At 58.3% G+C, this 20196-nt stretch carries 13 protein-coding genes; 9 read left to right on the top strand and 4 right to left on the bottom strand.

Translation table 11 applies throughout. The features are described 5' to 3' along the window. Window positions 1-4: 4 nt before the first annotated feature. Window positions 5-1345 carry a sigma-54-dependent transcriptional regulator gene (locus ACQE3D_RS03040; protein WP_313729143.1) on the bottom strand — a complete coding sequence of 447 codons (1341 nt, stop codon included), beginning with the start codon at window positions 1343-1345 and terminating at the stop codon, window positions 5-7. Then, complete coding sequence (locus ACQE3D_RS03035) at window positions 1342-2967, bottom strand: sensor histidine kinase (RefSeq protein WP_313729144.1); 1626 nt, start codon at window positions 2965-2967, stop codon at window positions 1342-1344. The genes ACQE3D_RS03040 and ACQE3D_RS03035 overlap by 4 nt, the downstream gene beginning before the upstream one ends. Before the next feature lie 127 nt (window positions 2968-3094). On the opposite strand from ACQE3D_RS03035, the gene sucC reads away from it, so the two are divergent. The 5 genes from sucC to ACQE3D_RS03010 all read left to right on the top strand — a co-directional run bounded on the left by sucC (window position 3095) and on the right by ACQE3D_RS03010 (window position 10239). Further along, the gene (sucC, locus tag ACQE3D_RS03030) at window positions 3095-4264 is read left to right on the top strand and encodes an ADP-forming succinate--CoA ligase subunit beta (protein ID WP_064031615.1); all 1170 of its coding nucleotides are present in this window, start codon (window positions 3095-3097) and stop codon (window positions 4262-4264) included. Further along, window positions 4264-5136, top strand: a complete 873-nt coding sequence (gene sucD / locus ACQE3D_RS03025) for a succinate--CoA ligase subunit alpha (protein ID WP_313729145.1) — start codon at window positions 4264-4266, stop codon at window positions 5134-5136. Before sucC ends, sucD begins: the two co-directional genes overlap by 1 nt. A gap of 3 nt (window positions 5137-5139) precedes the next feature. Then, complete coding sequence (locus ACQE3D_RS03020; protein ID WP_313729146.1) at window positions 5140-6786, top strand: NAD+ synthase; 1647 nt, start codon at window positions 5140-5142, stop codon at window positions 6784-6786. Between the two features lie 3 nt (window positions 6787-6789). Beyond that, entirely contained in the window at window positions 6790-7917 is a 1128-nt protein-coding gene (locus ACQE3D_RS03015; protein ID WP_064031618.1) for a hypothetical protein, read from the top strand. A 222-nt stretch (window positions 7918-8139) separates the two neighbouring features. Beyond that, on the top strand, window positions 8140-10239 hold the full coding sequence (locus tag ACQE3D_RS03010) for a putative bifunctional diguanylate cyclase/phosphodiesterase (RefSeq protein WP_313729147.1): 2100 nt from the start codon (window positions 8140-8142) through the stop codon (window positions 10237-10239). Between the two features lie 2 nt (window positions 10240-10241). On the opposite strand, the gene ACQE3D_RS03005 is transcribed toward ACQE3D_RS03010, so the two are convergent. Then, the gene (locus ACQE3D_RS03005; RefSeq protein WP_313729148.1) at window positions 10242-13715 is read right to left on the bottom strand and encodes a hypothetical protein; all 3474 of its coding nucleotides are present in this window, start codon (window positions 13713-13715) and stop codon (window positions 10242-10244) included. A 288-nt stretch (window positions 13716-14003) separates the two neighbouring features. On the opposite strand from ACQE3D_RS03005, the gene ACQE3D_RS03000 reads away from it, so the two are divergent. From ACQE3D_RS03000 to ACQE3D_RS02985, 4 genes are all read left to right on the top strand, one after another. Continuing rightward, a complete protein-coding gene (locus tag ACQE3D_RS03000; RefSeq protein WP_313729149.1) occupies window positions 14004-14516 on the top strand; it encodes an RNA polymerase sigma factor in 513 nt (170 codons plus the stop codon). An 8-nt stretch (window positions 14517-14524) separates the two neighbouring features. Continuing rightward, on the top strand, window positions 14525-15478 hold the full coding sequence (locus ACQE3D_RS02995) for a FecR family protein (protein ID WP_313729151.1): 954 nt from the start codon (window positions 14525-14527) through the stop codon (window positions 15476-15478). 158 nt (window positions 15479-15636) lie between these two features. Continuing rightward, on the top strand, window positions 15637-17973 hold the full coding sequence (locus ACQE3D_RS02990) for a TonB-dependent receptor (protein WP_313729152.1): 2337 nt from the start codon (window positions 15637-15639) through the stop codon (window positions 17971-17973). Then, the gene (locus tag ACQE3D_RS02985) at window positions 17973-19112 is read left to right on the top strand and encodes a PepSY-associated TM helix domain-containing protein (RefSeq protein ID WP_313729153.1); all 1140 of its coding nucleotides are present in this window, start codon (window positions 17973-17975) and stop codon (window positions 19110-19112) included. The genes ACQE3D_RS02990 and ACQE3D_RS02985 overlap by 1 nt, the downstream gene beginning before the upstream one ends. A 150-nt stretch (window positions 19113-19262) precedes the next feature. Here ACQE3D_RS02985 and ACQE3D_RS02980 read toward each other — a convergent pair whose 3' ends face one another. Further along, window positions 19263-20012 (bottom strand): hypothetical protein, encoded by a 750-nt coding sequence (locus ACQE3D_RS02980; protein ID WP_157198004.1) that lies wholly within the window; start codon window positions 20010-20012, stop codon window positions 19263-19265. Window positions 20013-20196 lie beyond the last annotated feature (184 nt).

Raw genomic sequence — 20196 nt, 5'->3', positions numbered from 1 at the left:
GCAATCACTCCAGTCCCAGCTTTTTCAGCCGATACCGCAACGAACGGAAGGTCAAGCCCAGTTGCTTGGCGGTCGCGGTTTTATTCCAACGATTTTCTTCCAACGCACTGCTCAGCGCTTTCTTTTCGATGCCCTCCAAATAGCTTTCGAGCGACATCTTTTGCGCGTCGAAATCCTCGGCCGCGGCAGCCTCCAGCCCCAACGGCAAATTCAAATCGTCAACATCGATCAGATTGCCCTCGTGCAAGGCCAACGCTCGCTCGAGAATGTTTTCCAATTCCCGCACATTGCCTGGAAAGCAGTACCCCTTTAGCGCTCGCCAAGCCGCATCGCTCAGATCGGGAATTGCCGTGCCGTTGGCGGCGGCTAACTTGGTCAGTAAGTGGCGGGTCAATTGCGGAATATCGACTTCCCTGGCCCGCAGCGGCGGCAAATTCAGTTCGATGACATTGATCCGGTAATACAAATCCTGCCGAAACGCCCCTTCCTGGACCATTTTCGCCAAGTCCTTATGCGTGGCACTCAGCAAGCGCACGTCAACCGGGACTTCGCGTTGCTCGCCAACCGGCCGGACCTTCTTTTCCTGGATGGCTCGCAACAATTTGACTTGCAACGGCAACGGCAAATCGGCGACTTCGTCGAGAAACAGCGTGCCGCCTTCGGCAGCCTGAAACAAACCTTGCTTGTCGCTGACCGCGCCGGTAAAGCTGCCTTTTTTATGACCGAAGAACTCGCTTTCCATTAACTCCAGCGGAATCGCGCCGCAATTGATCGCGACAAAGGGCTGCGCGCCGCGCGGGCTTTGCTGATGAATCAAGCGCGCCACCAATTCCTTGCCGGAACCGGACTCACCGCTGATGTAGACCGGCGCCTGATTGCGCGCCACCTTCTCGATTTTCGAGCGTATCGCCCGCATCGGTACCGAATCGCCCAACAACACATCGCGAGTGCGGCGCTCTTTTTCGGCCGCCCGCCCTTGCGAGGCTTGCAACGCATGGTTGACCAGCTGCCGCAACACCGCCAAATCGACCGGCTTGGATAGGAAGTCGAAAGCCCCTTTTTTCATGGCCTTGATGGCGATATCCATATTGCCGTGCGCGGTAATCACCGCCACCGGCAACGGCAGACCGCAGGCTTGGATGTGGTCGACCAGTTCCAAACCGTCGCCGTCCGGTAATTTCATATCGGTCAAACACAGATCGAAACGTTGATTGGCCAGCAATTGCTTGGCCCCGGCCAAATCAGCCGCGCAGCGGGTTTGAATGTCCATTCGGTTCAGCGTGATTTCCAGCAATTCCCGAATGTCGGGCTCGTCGTCGACAACCAGCGTGACGGGTGGGCTCATATTTCTATCACCGTGTTTTCCGCGTTAGCCAGCGCCAGCACGAAGCAGGATTTTCCGCCATCCTGAACGTAGCCGAGATCGGCCTGATTCAGTTCCGCGAGCGCTTTGGAAATGTACAAACCTAACCCGGTGCCTTTGTGCGAGGTCGTGAAAAACGGCTCGAACAAATGCGTCAGATGTTCACCGCCGATGCCGGGACCGTTGTCGATCACTTTGATCGTCGGCTGTTCGTCGACCAGATCGACCACAACCCGGATTTTCCCCGCTTCCGGCCTGCCGTACTGCAGTGCGTTGGCGCACAAATTATCCAGAATTTGTTTCAAATGGCCGTCGTCGATGCAAGCCGTCAAGCCCGTCCTGACAAACGCCAGCGCGAACGCATCTGCGCGTCCGCCCAAATCGAATTTCTGCTCGCTGAAATAAGCCGTCAACCAAGCGTCCAGATTGATTTTTTGCTTATGGCTGAAGTGGCGGCGGGACAACTTCAAAATATCCTCGATAATACAGTTCACCCGTTGACAGTGGTTCTGAATGATCTCGGTTAACCGCACTTCCTGGGCGGGCAAGCCTGGCGCCTCGGACAACAACTGTCCTGCGTGGCTGATTGCGCTAAGCGGGTTGCGAATCTCGTGGGCGATGCTGGCGGTCAAGCGACCCAGCGAAGCCAGCTTGCTTTGCTGCAAGCGTTGGTTATACAAAGCGATATCCTCGATGATCAACAGATACAAAGCCTCGCCGTCCATCGATAACACGGAAAACCGTACCTGAATTTCCCTGTCGCCGGACAAATGCAAGATGGCAAAATCCTGCTCGGGGTTGTCGCGCCATAAGCCGAAGGCTTCTTGCAAGGGAGCCGCCAAGTCCGCCAATGTCGGCGGAATATCCGCCAGATCCAATAACCGCAGCGCCGACTGATTGGCTAATTGCAGCATTCGCTCACCATCCACGATCAAAATTCCGGATTGCAAATGCTGAATAATGTAGCGATTCAAGCCTTCCAAGCGAGCGATAGTCTGTGCTTGCTGTTGCGCCAGAATCGCCGACTGCTCGGCGCGCTGAGCCAGAATCACCGAGAGGAACGCAATCGAGAAAAACGAAATGCCCAGCATGCCGGAATAGGTCAGCGTCACCGGCTCGAAACTGCGCGTCTGAATCGCGTAAACCTGCTCGGCCAACACCGCCAGACTAGCCAGCGCCGCGAACAAGATCGCGCAACGGCCGCCGATCAATAGCCCGCCGGCGGCGATCGAAATCGCCAACAACATGCCGATGCCGCTGGCGATGCCGCCGCTGGCATGCATCATCAACGTGATAAAGACAATATCGGTGAAGATAAACATCTGCGCCAGCATCGCGTAACCGAAGCGATGCCTGAGCGTGATCGGCGCGGCAACCACGGAAATCGCAAGGTATCCGAGACTAGCGAACTGGTACAATGTGTTGTCGTAGGTGCCCAGCGTCGATGCGCCGAACCGTAAATAAAACAGCATCACGAACAAACTGCCGGCCATGAAGCGATAGATGGCGAATATCTTCAGCATCAGCCATGCTTGCCGCTCGGGTATGCCGTAACCTCGGGAAAACGGACAAGGGTAATAGGTATGGGTTTGACCGGGAGGCATGCCGTCTCTGTCAGCGGGTTTCAGTTAGAATGAAGATGGCTTTCATCATAGCATTAAGTCGGCGGAGGACCTGCCCGGCGGCTAGTCTTATAGTGACGGCGGCAATCAACGTGAATCGGAGCGGGACATGAATATCCACGAATACCAGGCGAAACAACTGTTTACCGTGTACGGTGTACCGGTGCCGAAAGGCGATATCGCGGAGTGCGCCGCGAACGCCGCCAAGGTCGCCGAACAATTGGGCGGCGATGCCTGGGTCGTCAAGGCGCAAATCCATGCCGGCGCGCGCGGCAAGGCCGGCGGCGTCAAGCTGGCCCGCGATGCCCGCGAAGTCGCCGAGCACGCCGCCGAAATGCTGGGAAAACGCTTGGTCACTCATCAAACCGACGCCTTCGGACTGCCGGTCAACTGCGTCTGGGTCGAAGAGGCATCCGCGATCAAAAACGAATTTTATTTGAGCCTCTTGCTGGATCGGGAAAGCGAGCGCCTGTTGTTTGTCGCCTCGGCGGCCGGCGGCATGGACATCGAAGCCGTCGCCGCCGAAACGCCCGAGAAGATCGTCCGTATTCCGGTGCACCCCGCCGCCGGCCTGCAAGCCTATCAGGGCCGGCAAATCGGCGCGGCGCTCGGCTTGGGCAAAGAGCAACAGGTGCAATTGCCGGCCATCCTGAACGGCATGTACGAACTGTTCCTAAGCAAGGATTGCAGCCAGATCGAAATCAATCCGCTGATAGAAACCGAAGACGGCAAACTGCTGGCGCTGGACGGCAAAATCAATTTCGACGACAACGCCCTGGCCTTGCATCCCGACATCGCCGCGCTGCGCGACGCCAGCCAGGAAGACCCCAAGGAAGCAGAGGCCAAGCAATTCGATCTGAATTACATCACCTTGGGCGGCAATATCGGTTGCATGGTCAACGGCGCCGGCCTGGCGATGGCAACCATGGACATGGTCAAACTCAAAGGCGGCGCGCCGGCCAATTTCCTGGACGTCGGCGGCGGTACCAACAAGGACAAGGTCAAGGAAGCCTTCAAGCTGATCCTGTCCGACGGCACCGTCAAAGCCGTGCTGGTCAATATCTTCGGCGGCATCGTCAAATGCGACGTGATCGCGGCCGGCATTCTGGCGGCGGTCGAGGACATGCATCTGACGATTCCAGTCGTGGTCCGCCTGGAGGGCACCAACGTCGAGCAGGGCTTGGCCATGCTGAAAAACTCCGGCCTGGGACTGACGCCCGCCGAGGATTTGAATCAAGCCGCCGAATTGGCGGTGAAACTGGCTCAAGAGGTGGCCTAATGTCTATTCTGATAGCCAAACACACCAAAGTCATCTGCCAGGGCTTCACCGGTAAACAAGGTACTTTCCACTCCGAACAGGCGCTAGCCTACGGCACCCAACTGGTCGGCGGCGTCACGCCGGGCCGGGGCGGCTCCAGCCATCTGAATTTGCCGGTATTCGACACGGTCCAGCAAGCCGTCAAGGCCACCGGCGCCAGTGCGACGATGATTTACGTGCCGCCGTTTTTCGCGGCCGACGCGATCCTGGAAGCGGTCGACGCCGGCATAGCATTGATCGTCTGCATCACCGAAGGTATCCCGGTGTTGCAAATGCTGAAAGTCAAGGCGGCGATGCAAGGCACGCAATCCTTGCTGGTCGGCCCGAACTGCCCCGGCGTGATCACACCCGGCCAATGCAAGATCGGCATCATGCCCGGCCATATTCATCAGCCCGGCAAGATCGGCATCGTCTCTCGCTCCGGCACCCTGACTTACGAGGCCGTCCACCAAACCACCCGCGAAGGCCTCGGCCAAAGCACCTGCGTCGGCATCGGCGGCGACCCGATCCACGGCATGAACTTCATCGACGTATTAAGCCGCTTTCAAGACGACCCGCAAACCGAGGGCATCGTCATGGTCGGCGAGATCGGCGGTAGCGACGAAGAACAAGCGGCGGAATTCATCAAGGCCCACGTCACCAAACCGGTGGTCGGTTATATCGCCGGCCAAACCGCGCCGCCCGGCAAACGCATGGGCCACGCCGGCGCCATCATCACCGGCGGCGCGGGCACCGCGAAAGGCAAGATCGCGGCGATGCAGGCGGCCGGCGTGACCATGGTCAGCTCGCCGTCGGACATCGGCGCGGCAATGCGCGGCTGTATCGCCCGGTAATCGATGACTCTAACCATCGCCCTGGCTCAACTGAATTTCACGGTCGCCGACATTTCCGGCAACGTCGAAAAAATCCTGTCCGCCGTCGAGCAAGCCAAACACCAACACGCCGATGTAATCGTTTTCCCGGAGCTGTGCGTGACCGGCTACCCGCCGGAGGACTTGCTGTTGCGCGGCGATTTTTTGGCCCAGACCGAACGCGGTCTGACCCGGCTGCTGCGAGACATCCAGGGCATTACCGCCGTAATCGGCTACCCGAGCCGGCAAGGCGAGACGCTCTACAACGCCGCCGCCGCGTTGCGGGATGGCGCGATCGTCGCCGAATACCACAAACTCGCCCTGCCTAACTACGGCGTCTTCGACGAGCAACGCTATTTCGAGGCTGGCCGGCAAACCTGTCTTTTCGAAGTCAAGACCACGAAACTGGCGCTGACCATTTGCGAGGACATCTGGCGCGACGGCATCATCGCCGCCAATCGCGACGCCGGCGCCGACATCATCCTGACCCTGAATGCTTCGCCGTTCCACGCCGGCAAGATGCAGCAACGCGAAACCATCATTTGCAGCCAAGTTCGCGCGGCGGGCATTCCGTTGGTCTATGTTAATCAAATCGGCGGCCAGGACGAATTGGTCTTCGACGGCGCCTCCTTCGTCGCCGATCGCGATGGCGAGATTGTCTATCGCGCCGCCGAATTCGAGGAGCAACTCGATCTCGTCGAGTTCAACGGCTCGCGGCCGGCCAAAACCGGCATCGTCGCTCTCTACCAGCCGGTGGTCAGCGAATACAAGGCACTGGTGCTCGGCATTCGGGATTACGTGCGCAAGAACGGCTTCCAAGGTGCGATCCTAGGGCTATCGGGCGGCATAGACTCGGCACTGGTTCTGGCATTGGCGGTGGACGCGTTGGGCGCGGATAGGGTCGAATGCGTCCTGATGCCGTCGCGTTATACCCAAGACATCAGCAACGAAGATGCCGAGCTGGAAGCCAAGGCGCTCGGCGTCAGGCATCACGTGATCCCGATCGAACCGGCCGTCTCCGCGTTCAACGCCATGCTGGCGCCGCTGTTTGCCGGTTCCAAGACCGACACCACCGAGGAAAACATCCAAGCCCGCTGCCGAGGCGTTTTGCTGATGGCGCTGTCCAACAAACAAGGCAAACTGTTGTTGACCACCGGCAATAAAAGCGAAATGAGCGTAGGCTATGCCACGCTCTACGGCGACATGGCCGGCGGCTTCGCGCCGCTCAAGGATGTCTCTAAATTATTGGTTTACCAACTGGCCGAATACCGCAACACGCTGACGCCGGTGATTCCGGAACGGGTGATTAGCCGGCCGCCGTCGGCGGAATTGGCGCCGGACCAGAAAGACGAAGATTCGCTGCCGCCCTATTCCGTACTCGACCCGATCTTGGCGCTGTACATCGAGCGGGATCAATCGGCCGCCGACATCGTCGAGCTAGGCTATCCGCGCGAGGCGGTCGAACGCGCGATTTCGCTGGTCGATCGCAACGAATACAAACGCCGGCAATCGCCGCCCGGCATCCGCATTACCCCTCGCGCCTTCGGCCGGGATCGGCGTTATCCGATTTCGTCGGCCTACCGGGGCATTTCCGAACTCAACCCAACCGCGCAAGACAACGTTACGGAGTAAATCATGTCAACCCTGCGTACCCTGTTATTCACCGGCGGCCTGCTGCTGACGGCGCAAGCCGCCCAGGCTCGCGAGATCAACGTACCGGTGCCGATGGAATACGGCCTGATCAGAAGCGTACTGGTCAACCAGCTTTACACCGGCGCCGGCGAAACCGCACGCGTCTGGAAGGACGGCAAGCAATGCAGTTTTTTGGATTTGTCCCAGCCGCAAATCGGCGGCGAGGACGGCTTGGTCAAAATCGAAAACCACGTGCAGGCCAAGATCGGCACCGCGCTCGGCAACAAATGCATGACCATCGTCGAATGGTCCGGCATTCTGCAAACCTTTCAACAGCCCACGCTGGATTCGACCGGTAACGTGCTGTCGTTTCCGGTCACTCGCACCCAGGCCTACGACGGCAACGGTCAAGCGCTGAACATCGACCAATTGCTGTCGCTGATTAAAAAAGCCGCCGAACCGAAACTGGCCTCACTAAAAATCGACCTGAACCGGGCTCGCCCGGACATCGCCAAATCGCTGCTGCCGTTTATCTCGGCGGAGCACAGCGAAGACTGGCACGACGCGGTCAACAGTCTACGTTTCAACCAAGCCAAGGCCGACGCCAAGGGCTTGTTGCTAGGTGTCGGCTACACGGCCAACGACCGGAAAAGCGACGGGATCAAGTCGTCGCCGGTATTGACCGAAACCGAACTCGCGCAATGGCGGCAACTCTGGCAAAACTGGCAAGGCTCGGTCGAGCAAGCCATCGAACGCACCAAACTGACCGCCGCCGACGAATCGGCCAAGGCCACGATGCGCGAGGTTTTGGAAAAGGCCGGCAGCGCGTTCGAACAAGGTCTGACCGGCGAATACGTGGCGGAAAACGATCCGGTACGGAAATTTTTCAACAGCTCGTGGGACAAACTGGCACCGCTGCTGCGCTTGGCGTCCACGCAACTGCCGGGCGGCGAGAACTTGCGCTACGTGACGCTGGTGGCCGCGACCGACCTGATGTACGAACTGGAATCGATAGGCTCGCCGCTCGGCCTGGAAGTCTCGTCCAACGGACTGCGTAAACTGGCGCGTTCGTTGATCGCCCAGGAATTTCCGAAAACCAAAACCAAGGGCAAACGCAAACATCAACAGTAGGAACCGTCCCGCCGCGCGCTGGCTTTGTCGGCAACGCGCGGCACGGAGTCAAAGCCCAGACACGACATAACGGGCCGGCTGCCGCCGGCCTGAAACCCGCACTGCTACAAAACTGTTTTATTGCAAGGGATTTTGCGCTAAATTCGCGCGTCATCCCGGCTTCGGGAGTAACGCCTTTTCGGTCCGGCGGCCGATTGCCGGAGCGTTGTTTTCGGGAGCGCCATGCACGAATCACAGCCCCATTTGTTCGATATGCAGGCTTACATGCCGCACGGCCAATGTTACTTATGGCAAAGCGACTTGCTGTTGTTGCATACCGTGTCCGACGCGCTGATCGTGCTGTCTTACTACTCCATTCCGTTCGCGATGGTGTATGTGTTAAAGCGCCGCCAGGACATACAATTCGGCTGGGTATACTGGCTATTCGGTCTGTTTATCTTCCTATGCGGCACCACCCATTTGCTGAGTATCTGGAACGTTTGGGTACCCGATTATTGGGCGTCGGGACTGGTCAAACTGGCTACCGCCGCGGCTTCGTTGACCACGGCGGTCTTAATCTGGCCGCTGATCCCGAAAATTCTGGCGATACCCAGCCAAAGCCAACTGATGGCCGCCAACGCTGCGCTGGCCAAGGAAATCGACAATCACCGTAAGACCGAACGCGAACTGCGCAAGCTGTCTTTGGCGATGCAATACAGTTCCAGCATGGTCATCATCACCGACCACCAGGCCAAGGTCGAATACTGCAATCCGGCATTTTATCGGATCACCGGATTTACCGAACAAGAAGTGATCGGCCACAAAGCCAATTTATTGAAATCCGATCTGACCGCCAACGAAATCTACGACGAATTGTGGCAAACCCTGAATGCCGGCCAGGACTGGCACGGCGAATTCCTGAACCGCAAGAAAAACGGCGACTTATTCTGGTGTCTGGAGTCGATCACGCCGATTCTGGACGACGATAACGCCATCAGCCACTTTGTCTCCATCATCCACGACATTAGCGACCGCAAGGATTCGGAAGAAATCATCAAGCATCTAGCGTATTTCGACCCGCTGACGGACTTGCCCAACCGCGCCCTGTTCAACGAACGGCTGGCGCAATCTATTAGTCAGGCGCGCCGGCATCGCACCGAGTTCGCGTTACTCTACATGGATTTGGACCGATTTAAGAATATCAACGACACGCTGGGGCATCTGGTCGGCGACAAACTGTTGATCGAAGTCGGCAAGCGCGTCACCGCTTGCTTGCGCGAGCACGAAACCGTGGCCCGCCTGGGCGGTGACGAATTCGCGATCATCGGACTAAATCTGCGCACCGCCACCGATGCCGGCGAAATCGCTCGGCGGGTGATCGAGCAAGTCAACCAAGCTTTTTTTATCGACGACCACCAATTGTTTATCGGTACCAGTCTGGGCATCGGGGTGTATCCGGCCGACGGGGAAAACAGCGAAACCTTGATAAAACACGCCGACGACGCGCTCTACCAGGCCAAACAGCGCGGCCGCAATAAATTCGAATTCTACGACGCGTCGGCCAACGCCCTGTCGTTGCGGCGCGTGACGCTGGAGCAGCATTTGCATCAGGCGCTGGCCCGGGGCGAATTCCAATTGCGCTATCTGCCGCTAGTAGCCTTGCCCGGCGGCGCGCCGGTCGGGGTCGAAGTATTGTTGCGCTGGCACCCGGACATCGGCGAGGTTCAACCGGACGAATTCATTCCCATCGCCGAAGACAGCGGCCTGATCGTCGAGATCGGCGCTTGGGTATTGCGTACCGCCTGCCGCGACATTCTAACCTTGCCGGCCGCGGCCGGCTTGATGCTGGCGATCAATCTGTCACCCCGCCAGTTCAAGCAACCCGACCTGATGAATCGCATCGACGCGATACTGGCGGAAACCGGTTTCCCGGCCAGCCGCCTGGCATTCGAAATGACCGAAAACATGTTGATGGACAATTTGGACGCGGCGATCGCGCAAATGCGGGCGATGAAAAGCCGCGACATGCGCCTGAGCATCGACGACTTCGGCACCGGTTTCTCGTCGCTGAATAATTTGCGTCAGCTGCCGATCGACACGCTGAAAATCGATAAGTCCTTCATCGACGACCTCCACGTGGAAACCGGCGACGCCTGTATCGTCCGTTCCATCGTCGGTTTGGCGCACGGCATGCGTTTGCGCGTAGTCGCCGAGGGCGTCGAAAACGAGCGGCAAACCGCTATGCTAGGCGCGCTGGGTTGCGATCTGGCGCAAGGCTTTTACTTCAGCGCGCCGCGGAACCTGACGGAACTCCGCGGCTACCTGGAAACCGGCCGGCCTTAAGCCTAGCCCGCGGCATAAGGTCCAAGCGGATCGGCGCCCAGCGTGCCGACCAGCGTTTGCGGATACTCCGCCGCCGACACCGCCAACAAGCGAGTCTTCGCCCGCTGCAAGCGCTCTACCAAGTTCAATTCCGCCGCCGGCGCCTGGTGTCCGCTGGCGTTTAAAAAGGCTTGCAGATAATCGACATGGCCTTGCCACAGCGCAATGTCACGCCGTTGTTTAATACTCAGCCGCTCGCGGTACCAATCGGAAGCCAACAAAGCCTCGCGGCCAAACATGGCTCGGATTTGCGGATGACTGGCGTCCATCCCCTGGTAGTATCCGTCGGCCATGATATGCAGCAAGGCGAACAGAGGCGGGCAAGCGTCTTGAATACTGCCATCCTCGAAATACTGCCGGGCCACCCGCTGCTGAGTATCGACGATATTGTTAACCCCTTCCACAAACACCGCCAGACTCTGCCGTTCGGGTTGCAAAATCTCGTCGGTGAACACCGCGTAAGGATTATCGAAAATCTTGCCCATCAAGCCATGCACGAAGTGGCTGGTAATCCGGTAACCCAAACGGCTGGCCAACACCTTGCGCCCTTGGTACTCAAAGTCCCGCACCGCTTCCAGATAGCCGTGCTGGATCAGATAGTCCGGCCGGCGCTCGCGCGGCGGCAAGCGCGCCCAGATTTCCGGGATCAACAGGCTGATGTCGTGATCGACCCGGGTATCCGGCCCGATGAAACCGGCCGAACTGGAAAAGCCCGGATAGTCGGTCAGGATGAACGATACCAAGGCATTGTTCAGATCGGCGGTCGGACGCAACGCGTTAAACGGTCCCTTGGTCAAAGCGCCTTCGCTACCGGCGCCGGTCGTGGACGGCGACTTGCCGGTCAACGAACAGATAAAGTCCATGAACAGTTCCGGCAATTCCTGATAGTGAATCGGGTTGTAAACCGCCAGCGGGCGAATGCCGGGTTCCGGCGGATTGTTCCGCCGCCCGGTCAATACCGCGTCGACCGGATGACAGAGCGGCTCCGACAAAGGAATCTTGCGGTGCAGGCGGGCGCCGATTTCGGCGATGTATTTGCGAATCGGGTTGACGATGTCGGCGCGAGTTTCCAGATAGCGCGGGTTCTTGGACGGTTTGCCGTCGACCAAGCGCGGATGCGCCGACGACACGACGAAACCGTTGGCGTCGCGGTAGGCTTGGTTCAACAGAGTCCGCATCGCCGGCGTGAAACGCGAGAAGGTCGTCACATCCTCGACGACCGCCGCCAACTTGGCGCGATCGAGCGGTTCGAAGTTGGCGATGAAATTGCCCGGCGCGGCCATATTGGCCTCGGTTTGCTTGTCGTAGCCGGGGATGATCGCGTCGTCGGGCCGTTGAAACAGCCGATATTCGCAGTTGCTGACCAATTTGATGCTATGCGGGTAGTCGGTCAGCGGCAACCAAGCCTTGATCCGGTCGGCGGGCACCACCACCGAGGCGGTGATGTCGTCTTCCATCTGCACTTTCTCGGCGGCGATGTAATCCTGACGGACCTTGAAGGTGCGCCAGCCGCCCTCCTGATCGAAACCGACCCGCAAATAGGTGGCTACGATTTTGCGCTGATCCAGTTTCAACTCGTGGCCCGGCGCGCCGTCGATCACGTCCACCGACAAATGGTCGCGCCAGCGGCTTTCCCATTCACTGCGATAAAAGCGTTTAATCAAGAATACCAACGCGAAAATACTGGGCGGAATCGACTTCAACCAAGCGTTGAACTCCGGCGTGTAATAAGGCGACGGGGTCAGCAATTTGATGACAGACCCGAGACTGCGTTCGTCGCTGAGTATTGGTCTGGCCGGATCGCGATCTTCATGCTCGTGACCGGGCAGAAAGCGCCCGCTCCGGTAATCCCTGTCGAAGATCGCTTGGACCCGATCCAGGTCGTTCTGCAAGTCGTCGACGAATAGCGGACCGTAGATTACCGCATCTTCGATGGACTTAGAGATTTCCGACTTGCCGCCGCCAGACACGGTGCACGGTTTGTGGCAGAACGTGCCTTCGGCGACGGTGCCGACCAAGCGCCAGGACGGCGCGCCGGGATGTTTGCACATCTCGATTTTATAGCCGTTAGGCTGAATATAAATCTTGCCGGGCTGCAAGCGGATACCGTGACTTTGGCCGTTGCGTACCCAACTGATTTTCTGAGTGCTCAAGTTCATCCGCAAATCTTGCGGCACGTAGACGATGTCCGGGTACTGCCGGTCGATCGCGTAGCCTTCCGGCCGGATGTCCATGATGGCGCCGTAGCGGTAAGCCATGTCGTCGAAGTCGTAACCCGGCTCACGCGTCAGACTGCCGATGCCGAATTCGTCGCCGTGATTGAAGCGGCGAAACGCTAGTGCGCCGCCGGCGTGTTCTTCCTCGGCCAACCCGTAGAGGTTGGCGGCATAGCTGATCTGGGTTTTGACTTCCTTCTTGCAATAACCGTAATAGTTGTCGGCCAACAAGGTAACGATAACGCCGGAGCGGTCGCGGGCGGTTAGCTTGAAGGCCTGACCGTCGTTGTAGAGTTCGTCGGGGGTTTGCCAGCACATGCCGTCGGCGCGCTGCCGATCGGTCGCCGCTTCCCAATTCGGCAAACCGACTTGCTGCTTGGTCAGTTTGGCCAGATGCGGCGCCAATATCACGCAACCGCTGTGACCGCTCCAATGGTCCACGTCCAGCCCCGCGTCGCACTCAGGCAAGGCCGGATTGCCGCCGTTGCCGAAAATGCTTTCGACGAAATCCAGATTGCTGACCAAATTGCCGGGCGCGAAGAAGCGAATCTCCATCGTTTTTTCGGCCGACACGCCGGGAATCTCCGGACATACGACCGGCCGCAACAGCAGCGATGCGAACATCCGCGCCGGTCTGGCCTGCTTGGCGGTAAACGGCAACGTCAACATGTCGGCCGGTGGTTTCAGCGCTTCCGCCAACATCAGCGCAAACGTCAATTTTGGGACTTGCTTCTTGTCGCCCGGCACCGGCAGGCCGCCATCCGCGATGTGAAAGGAGCCTTTAGTGGTACGACGATCGCTGGCCGGATTGTGCAAAACCCCTTGCTTGACCCGAAAACTGGACACGATTTCCGAGCGGAATTCGTCCTCGCCGATCGGCAGCGACAACTCGCGAGCGACGCCGTGGCGATCCAGTTCGAAGGTCATCGTGGGCAAGCTCGGCATCGCCGGCAAATTCAAGTCTGCGCAATAGCGATCGAGGAAGTCCTGAATCCGCCGGTCGGCCGGGTACAACGACGAACTGGCCAACAGCCGACTCTTCTCCAAGTAGCTATTCAGCAAGTCCTGAGCGGTGTCCATGAAACGCACCGAGGCGGCGTCGACACAGATCGGCTGCCCGCAAGAAGCCAATTTCAGGTTGATATAGAGATGTAGTTGCTGCCTGGCCGCCGTTTCGTCCGGCTCGACCGCTCCCAACCCCAGTGCTCTCGCTAAGTCCATGGTTGCCCCCGCTGCTTGTCAATGGTGGCGGCATCATAGCGGAAAGCGAAGGATTAGGGCAGCGGAAGCGATCGCCCCTATAGATGCCGACCGAATCGCGGCCGCCGGCAAAATACGGCATTTCCCACACCCCGCTAGGTCATTTGCCGCAGTTTTTCCGCGCCGACGCCACTCCGGCTCTTCCCCAAAAAGACTTCGATCCAGAAACGACAAGCCTTAACAGGAAACTGGCATATTGATTGCGGATTTCTAGGGTTTTATCCGCCAAGTTTGCCGCGGAGGCAGCCCATGACCGCCATCACGTTACACCAGCAGCAAATCGTCGAATTGTTTCGCGACCACCGAGACACCGTGGTCGCCTATTTGCTACAGCGGGTTAATTGCCCGGATACTGCTCAGGATCTCAGTCAAGAAACCTATTTACGCTTGCTGCGCAAACACGAGCTCAGCCATGACGAAAACTTGACCGGCTATCTATTTCGCACAGCCGAGCGCCTCGCGATAGACTTTGTCCGTCAGAATCGCCGCCGGGAAATGCGCGAGACCATCATTGACGAAACCGTCCCCTGCCCTGCCAAGCAACCGGACGAATCTGCTATGCTTGGTCAACAGTGCCAACGCTTGCTGCAAGCCATCGCCGGACTGCCCGGCCAATGCCGCCACATTTTTCTGCTGCGCAAATTCGATGAACTCAGCTACCACGACATCGCCGAGCAACTGGGGATTTCGGAAAAGACGGTCCAGCGTCAATTGGTCAAGGCCATGTTGCACTGCCACCGGGCCTTGCTAGAAACCGGTTGAGGCCCGCTATGACTACCTCCGCCGAACAACAAAATCTGCTGAAGCAAGCGGCGACTTGGTTCGTGGAATTGCAATCGGAACATTGCACCGATCTACTGCGCCAACAGTTCGAAGACTGGTTGACTGAAAACCCCGCCCACAGCCAAGCGTATTTCGAAATCGAACAACTCTGGGGCGACATCGACACGCTGAAAGGCCGGGATGTCCCCGGCCTGAACGACGCTCGCGCCGCCGGCCGCCGCTCCTGGCGCAAAACCTCCGCACTGTTCAGCGCGCTGCTCGCCTGCGGATTGCTAGGCGGCGCCTGGTGGCAACACGCCAGCGCTCCTCAGGAGACCTACCAAACCGGCATCGGCGAACGCCGCACCGTCGTCCTCGGCGACGGATCGAGCATACAGCTGAATACCGCGACTCGCCTCGGCGTCAGAATGTCCTGGCTACGCCGGGAAGTCGAGCTGCAGCAGGGCGAGGCGCTGTTCGACATCGCGCATCGCACTTGGCAACCGTTCGGCGTTGCCGTCGGCGGGATTCGAATCAGCGACATAGGTACCGTATTCAACGTCCGGCGTAGCGCGGCGGGAACGGCGGTAGCAGTTCTGGAAGGCGAAGTGGAACTGCGCAAGGAATCCAGCTGGATCGGCCAGAACTTGCGCGCCGGTTTCAGCCGGCAAATCGACGCCAACGGCCGCTGGTTGCCAATCCAGCCCGCCACCCGCGAACGATCTCTCGCCTGGACGGACGGCCAGCTTTGGTTCGACCATACCCCGCTCGCCGATGTGACGGCGGAGTTGGAACGCTACCATCCGGTGCATTTCGTGTTGGCCGCCCCCGAACTGGCGCGCCAGACCGTCAGCGGCCGCTTCGATACCGACGATTTAAAACCGTTTTTGCTGGCGCTCGAAAAAATCCTGCCGGTTCGGGTACAACAGCAAAAACAGACCATCGTACTGCATCCGCGCTAAACCCTTTGCCAGACTGGATTTTTCCGGCACAAGCGCTTCGCTAGAGCTGTTCAAACATGGCTCTGCAAAAATAATTGTCCAGTTCGTCGGTTCCGGATCGTTATTAGGTATTAAGGCAAACACGATCTTGCCGCAATCCACGAAACCAGGAGATCAACATGAAGATAGGACTATGGGCGCCGGCCCAAGCGCGCCGGACCTTACCGTTGCTGGCATTGGCGTTGGCGGCCAGTTTCGAGACGCTAGCCGACAATGGCGCCAGCCGTTTCGACCTGCCGCCGCAAGCCTTGGCCGCGACGCTGGAACAATTAGCCAAATCCACCGGCACCAAGCTGATTTATGCCGACGCGGTCGTGCAAGGCCTGAGCGCCGAGGCTCTGCGCGGCCAATTCACGATCGGCCAAGCCTTGGAGAAAGTATTGTCGAAAAACGGCTTGCAATACGAAACGGTCGGCGACAGCATGATCGCCATCAAAAAAGCCCCACCACCCAAACCGAAAGCGGTCAACGACGATTCGATTTTCGAACTCGGCGCGGTCACGGTGAGCGACAACGAACAAAACGGCAAATTGACCAGCAAGGACATTGCCACCTCGGTGGACATCATGTACGCCGACAAAATTGCCGATCAAAACGTGTTGACGGCCTACGACTTGTTCCACCGCATGCCAGGCGTGCAGGTCACTCAATTCGGCCAAGGCATCACGACCGGAAAAATGTCGTTTCGCGGTTTTAACGGCGAAGGCCGGGTCAACGCAGTCAAGCTTTTGATCGACGGTATTCCGAGCAACACCAATAGCGGCGACACCTATTTCGTCGATTCATTGTTTCCGCTGGACATCGAGTCGATTGAAGTGGTCCGGGGCACCAACGACGCCCGCTACGGCCTGCACTCCTTCGCCGGCAACATCAGCATGAACACCACCACCGGCGGTAACTACGTCAAGGGCCGGGTCGGTTACGGCAGCTTCAATACCCACGACATCCAATCCGGACTTGGCTACGAAAAGGACGGCTTCTCGCAAAATTATCAGATTTCCTATCGCGCCAGCGAGGGCTACCGCGACCACAGCGATACCGACAAAAACAGTTTTTCCGGCAAATGGTTTTACACGCCGGACGATCAAAAATACAAAATAGGTCTGATCGCCCGCTGGAGCGAAGCCGGCGCTCAAGAACCGGGCTACATGACTTATCAGGAACAGTTGCTCAACCAAACCCAAACCTTCGCCCGAAATGCCACTGACGGCGGCAAACGCACCGTCGGCCAGGTCAGCACTCATTTGGACGTCAACCTCAGCCCGACCTTGTTCTGGTCGTCCAAGGTTTACGGCACCTTGTTCGACGACCAGCGCTACGTGACTTACGGCCCAGACGCAAAGCAGCAAGAACGCGACCGCGACGAAATCCAATACGGCGCGATGACCTCGCTGACCTACCATCCGGTCGTCAGTTGGCTGGACGACTTTTCATTGGAAACCGGATTCGACTTCCAACAGCAAGAAAATAAATACCTGCGTTATATAACCACTAGCCGAGTTCGCAACAGCGACGGTTTGCGTAATGACGAGAAGTGGGACTTCTTGAATTATGGCGGCTACATTCAGGCCGTGATCAAGCCATTCAAATGGTTAAAGCTGACGCCGGGCTACCGCGCCGACATCATCGACGGCAGCTTTTTCAATCACCGCGCTGGCTCGACCTACGGCGCCTATCCATTGAACGATTACGGCACTATTTCCCAGCCGAAAATCGGCGCGGTGATTACACCCATCGAAGGCTATAGCCTTTACGGAAACTGGGGACGCACATTTCAGGTAGGTTTGGGTCAAGCCACATTCATTCTGAATAGCAGCCAAAAGAATATTGGCCCTTCTTTGAACGACGGTTGGGAAGTGGGCATAAAACTAAAACCAGTGGATTGGGCCGAAGGCCGGGTCGCTTATTGGGCGCAAGACGCCAGCAACGAAATCAGCCGCAATCTGGCCAGCGTGGATTCGACGATGATCGGCGCCACCAAACGGCAGGGCGTGGACATTGAGATCAAGGTTTATCCGACCGACAAAGTTGGTGTTTGGGCCGCCTACTCGTTGCAGGAAGCCAAAGTCACCAATCCGCCAGCTGTTTCCAGTGCGATGCAATACGTCGCAGGCAATCAGGTGGTCAATACCCCGAATTACTTGTTTTCGGCCGGCATCGATTACCAAATCCTGCCGCAACTGCGTTCGTCGCTATGGACCAGCGGCCAGGGAGACTATTTCGTAGACCAGGCCAATGTCCGCGGCAAATACGGCGAATACGCCTTGCTGAACCTGGATTTGGGCTATCAGGTGACCAAGGAAGTGGAAGTGCAATTTCAGGCCAAGAACCTGGCAGACGTTCGCCGGGAATACGTTTGGTACGACGAAAGCTTCGGCGCCACCGCCCAACCGTTCTTCTCGCCAGGCGACGGCATTGCGTTCTACGGTGCCGTCAACGTCAAGTTTGATTATTGATGGCTTCGCGCACAGGCGGCACCCGCCGATTCTGGCGGGCGCTGCATCTTTACTTGGGACTCAATCTAGGTTTGTTGCTAACGCTGACCGGCATTACCGGCAGCGTGTTGGTGTTTTACCAGGAACTGGACCCCATCCTGGCGCCGGAGCTGCTCGCCAAACCCAGCGCCAACCCGCCGCTAAGCTGGGAAGCCACTTACCAGACTCTGCGCCGCGCCGAACCGGAACGGCCGCATGGCTGGCGACTGGAAAACCCCGAAAATCCGCTACGCGCCGTCACCGCTCGCTATTACAAACCCATCGAAACAGAACGGAAGTCGTTCGCGCCGCTGCTGGTCTCGGTGGATCGCTATACCGGTCAGGTCGTGCGACGCCATCTTTGGGGCGACAGCCTGACCACCTGGCTGTACGACTTACATTACGCCTTATTGCTGGACCGGCCGGGCAAGCTGGTGATGGCGGTCATCGGCGGCTTACTGCTGATCGCGCTAATCAGCGGCCTGGTGCTCTGGTGGCCGCATTCGGGCAAATGGCGAACAGCATTGACCTTGAAAAAACGCGCGAGCTCCGAACGCTTGATCTACGATCTGCATAAGCTGGCCGGCGTATACGGATGGCTCGTATTTGCGGTTTTGGCGATCACCGGCATCGCGTTGGAGATCCCCGAATACGTGAAGCCGTTGGTGATGCAGGCTGCGCCGATGCACGACCCGCCCAACCCGCGCTCCCGCCAATCCGGCGGCAAAACCATCGACGTGGATACCGCCGTGTCGGCGGGAATGGCGCGCTATCCGAACGCGACACTGGTCTGGATCGAAACGCCAAACGACGCGGCCGGCAGCTACCGCATCAATCTGCGCCAGCCCGGCGAGCCGGGCCGGCGCTTTCCGAAAACCAACGTCTGGATCGATCAATATAGCGGCGAGGTATTAGCGATGAACGCCCCCGAGAATTTTAGCGGCGGCGAATTATTCTGGAGTTGGCTGCATCCTCTGCACAGCGGCGAAGCCTTCGGCTTGCCCGGCCGCTTGTTAATTTTCGCGGCGGGGCCGCTTTGCGCGCTGCTCTACGCCACCGGCTTGGTTCGTTGGTTACAAAAACGCCGAAGCCGCCACCAGTTTAAACCGCGGGGCAGCTAACCGAAGTACCTTGAGTGCTCTTCAAGGCAAAACCGGCGGCGTGCGTAAGGCCGTTTAAGCCCGGCAAGCTATGAAACGCTAAAATCCGAGCCGCGACGGAACCGTACACCGAACTCGGCGGAACCTTCTAGCAGACACTGCCGAGTAAGCCTAGGCATTGCGCTGGCGCACTAAAAACCGGAATCCGCGAAACAGCAAACCGAGCGAAAACACCACTAGCGACAATAGCACGAAGTTCTTGATCGTAAAGAGTTTTATCAATCGCGCTACAAATCCGTCCTCGTTGATACCACCCTCGGCAACGCCGTTCGGATTTTGGCGAATATCCAAAACCGCTTTCCCCCCGGCGTGGGTTGGCGACAAAATCGGCACCGGTCCCAAATCCGTGGACACCTCCATCCTGTTTTCCAACTCGGAAACCCCGAGAAAAGCAAAGCGCTGGTCCAGCCCCCAGCGTTGCTGAGTATCCTGCATCCACTGCCTGAGGGCCTGATCGTATTCCGCCAAACGAGCATTGATACTTACGTCCAACGCTTTGATATCGAAATAAGTCCATAGCAAACGGCTATACGTTTCTTCGCCGATTTGACTTCGAATGTCGTTCAGCAACTGATCGTAAGCCGGCGCTTCAATCGCTAAGCCGTATACCTGTTGGAAGCGGTCATGGATGTCGCTTTGTCCTGGTAGCGAATTTTGCGCAACATGGCCGGTCATCAGCGCTTCCATTCTACGCTGCTCGACCAATAGCGCCTGAGTCATCGCCACTTGCGCCGAGAAATCCGCCGCAAACGGCTTACGCTCGACATTTACCGCCGGATTTTCGGCGGTGTTCGGTGTCTGTTCGACGCGACCGGTGCCGAGCTTGCTATCGGCGCCGGCCGTCGCCTCGGTAGTCGCCACCAAAACTCCGCCGCTCCTGGGCGCGCCGGCCCATGCCGGTTCTCCCCCGACCAACCAGACACATGCCGCCACGCAAGCCAAACGAGGCAGCCTGAAAGGACTGATCCGAAACAATGCCACGTCCGAGTTACCGCCCGGCATCGCGATGCGCCAAGCCGCCGGCAACCCATAATATCCAAACTCC

This window comes from Methylomonas sp. MS20, from assembly GCF_050275925.1.
GTDB classification, from domain to species: Bacteria; Pseudomonadota; Gammaproteobacteria; order Methylococcales; family Methylomonadaceae; genus Methylomonas; species Methylomonas koyamae_A.
This window is presented reverse-complemented; position numbering and strand designations above follow the sequence as displayed.

Excerpts from the sequence above, each read along its gene's own strand:
- ACQE3D_RS03040 (WP_313729143.1), bottom strand. The coding sequence starts at position 1,345 with ATGAGCCCACCCGTCACGCTGGTTGTCGACGACGAGCCCGACATTCGG.
- ACQE3D_RS03035 (WP_313729144.1), bottom strand. The coding sequence starts at position 2,967 with ATGCCTCCCGGTCAAACCCATACCTATTACCCTTGTCCGTTTTCCCGA.
- sucC (WP_064031615.1), top strand. The coding sequence starts at position 3,095 with ATGAATATCCACGAATACCAGGCGAAACAACTGTTTACCGTGTACGGT.
- sucD (WP_313729145.1), top strand. The coding sequence starts at position 4,264 with ATGTCTATTCTGATAGCCAAACACACCAAAGTCATCTGCCAGGGCTTC.
- ACQE3D_RS03020 (WP_313729146.1), top strand. The coding sequence starts at position 5,140 with ATGACTCTAACCATCGCCCTGGCTCAACTGAATTTCACGGTCGCCGAC.
- ACQE3D_RS03015 (WP_064031618.1), top strand. The coding sequence starts at position 6,790 with ATGTCAACCCTGCGTACCCTGTTATTCACCGGCGGCCTGCTGCTGACG.
- ACQE3D_RS03010 (WP_313729147.1), top strand. The coding sequence starts at position 8,140 with ATGCACGAATCACAGCCCCATTTGTTCGATATGCAGGCTTACATGCCG.
- ACQE3D_RS03005 (WP_313729148.1), bottom strand. The coding sequence starts at position 13,715 with ATGGACTTAGCGAGAGCACTGGGGTTGGGAGCGGTCGAGCCGGACGAA.
- ACQE3D_RS03000 (WP_313729149.1), top strand. The coding sequence starts at position 14,004 with ATGACCGCCATCACGTTACACCAGCAGCAAATCGTCGAATTGTTTCGC.
- ACQE3D_RS02995 (WP_313729151.1), top strand. The coding sequence starts at position 14,525 with ATGACTACCTCCGCCGAACAACAAAATCTGCTGAAGCAAGCGGCGACT.
- ACQE3D_RS02990 (WP_313729152.1), top strand. The coding sequence starts at position 15,637 with ATGAAGATAGGACTATGGGCGCCGGCCCAAGCGCGCCGGACCTTACCG.
- ACQE3D_RS02985 (WP_313729153.1), top strand. The coding sequence starts at position 17,973 with ATGGCTTCGCGCACAGGCGGCACCCGCCGATTCTGGCGGGCGCTGCAT.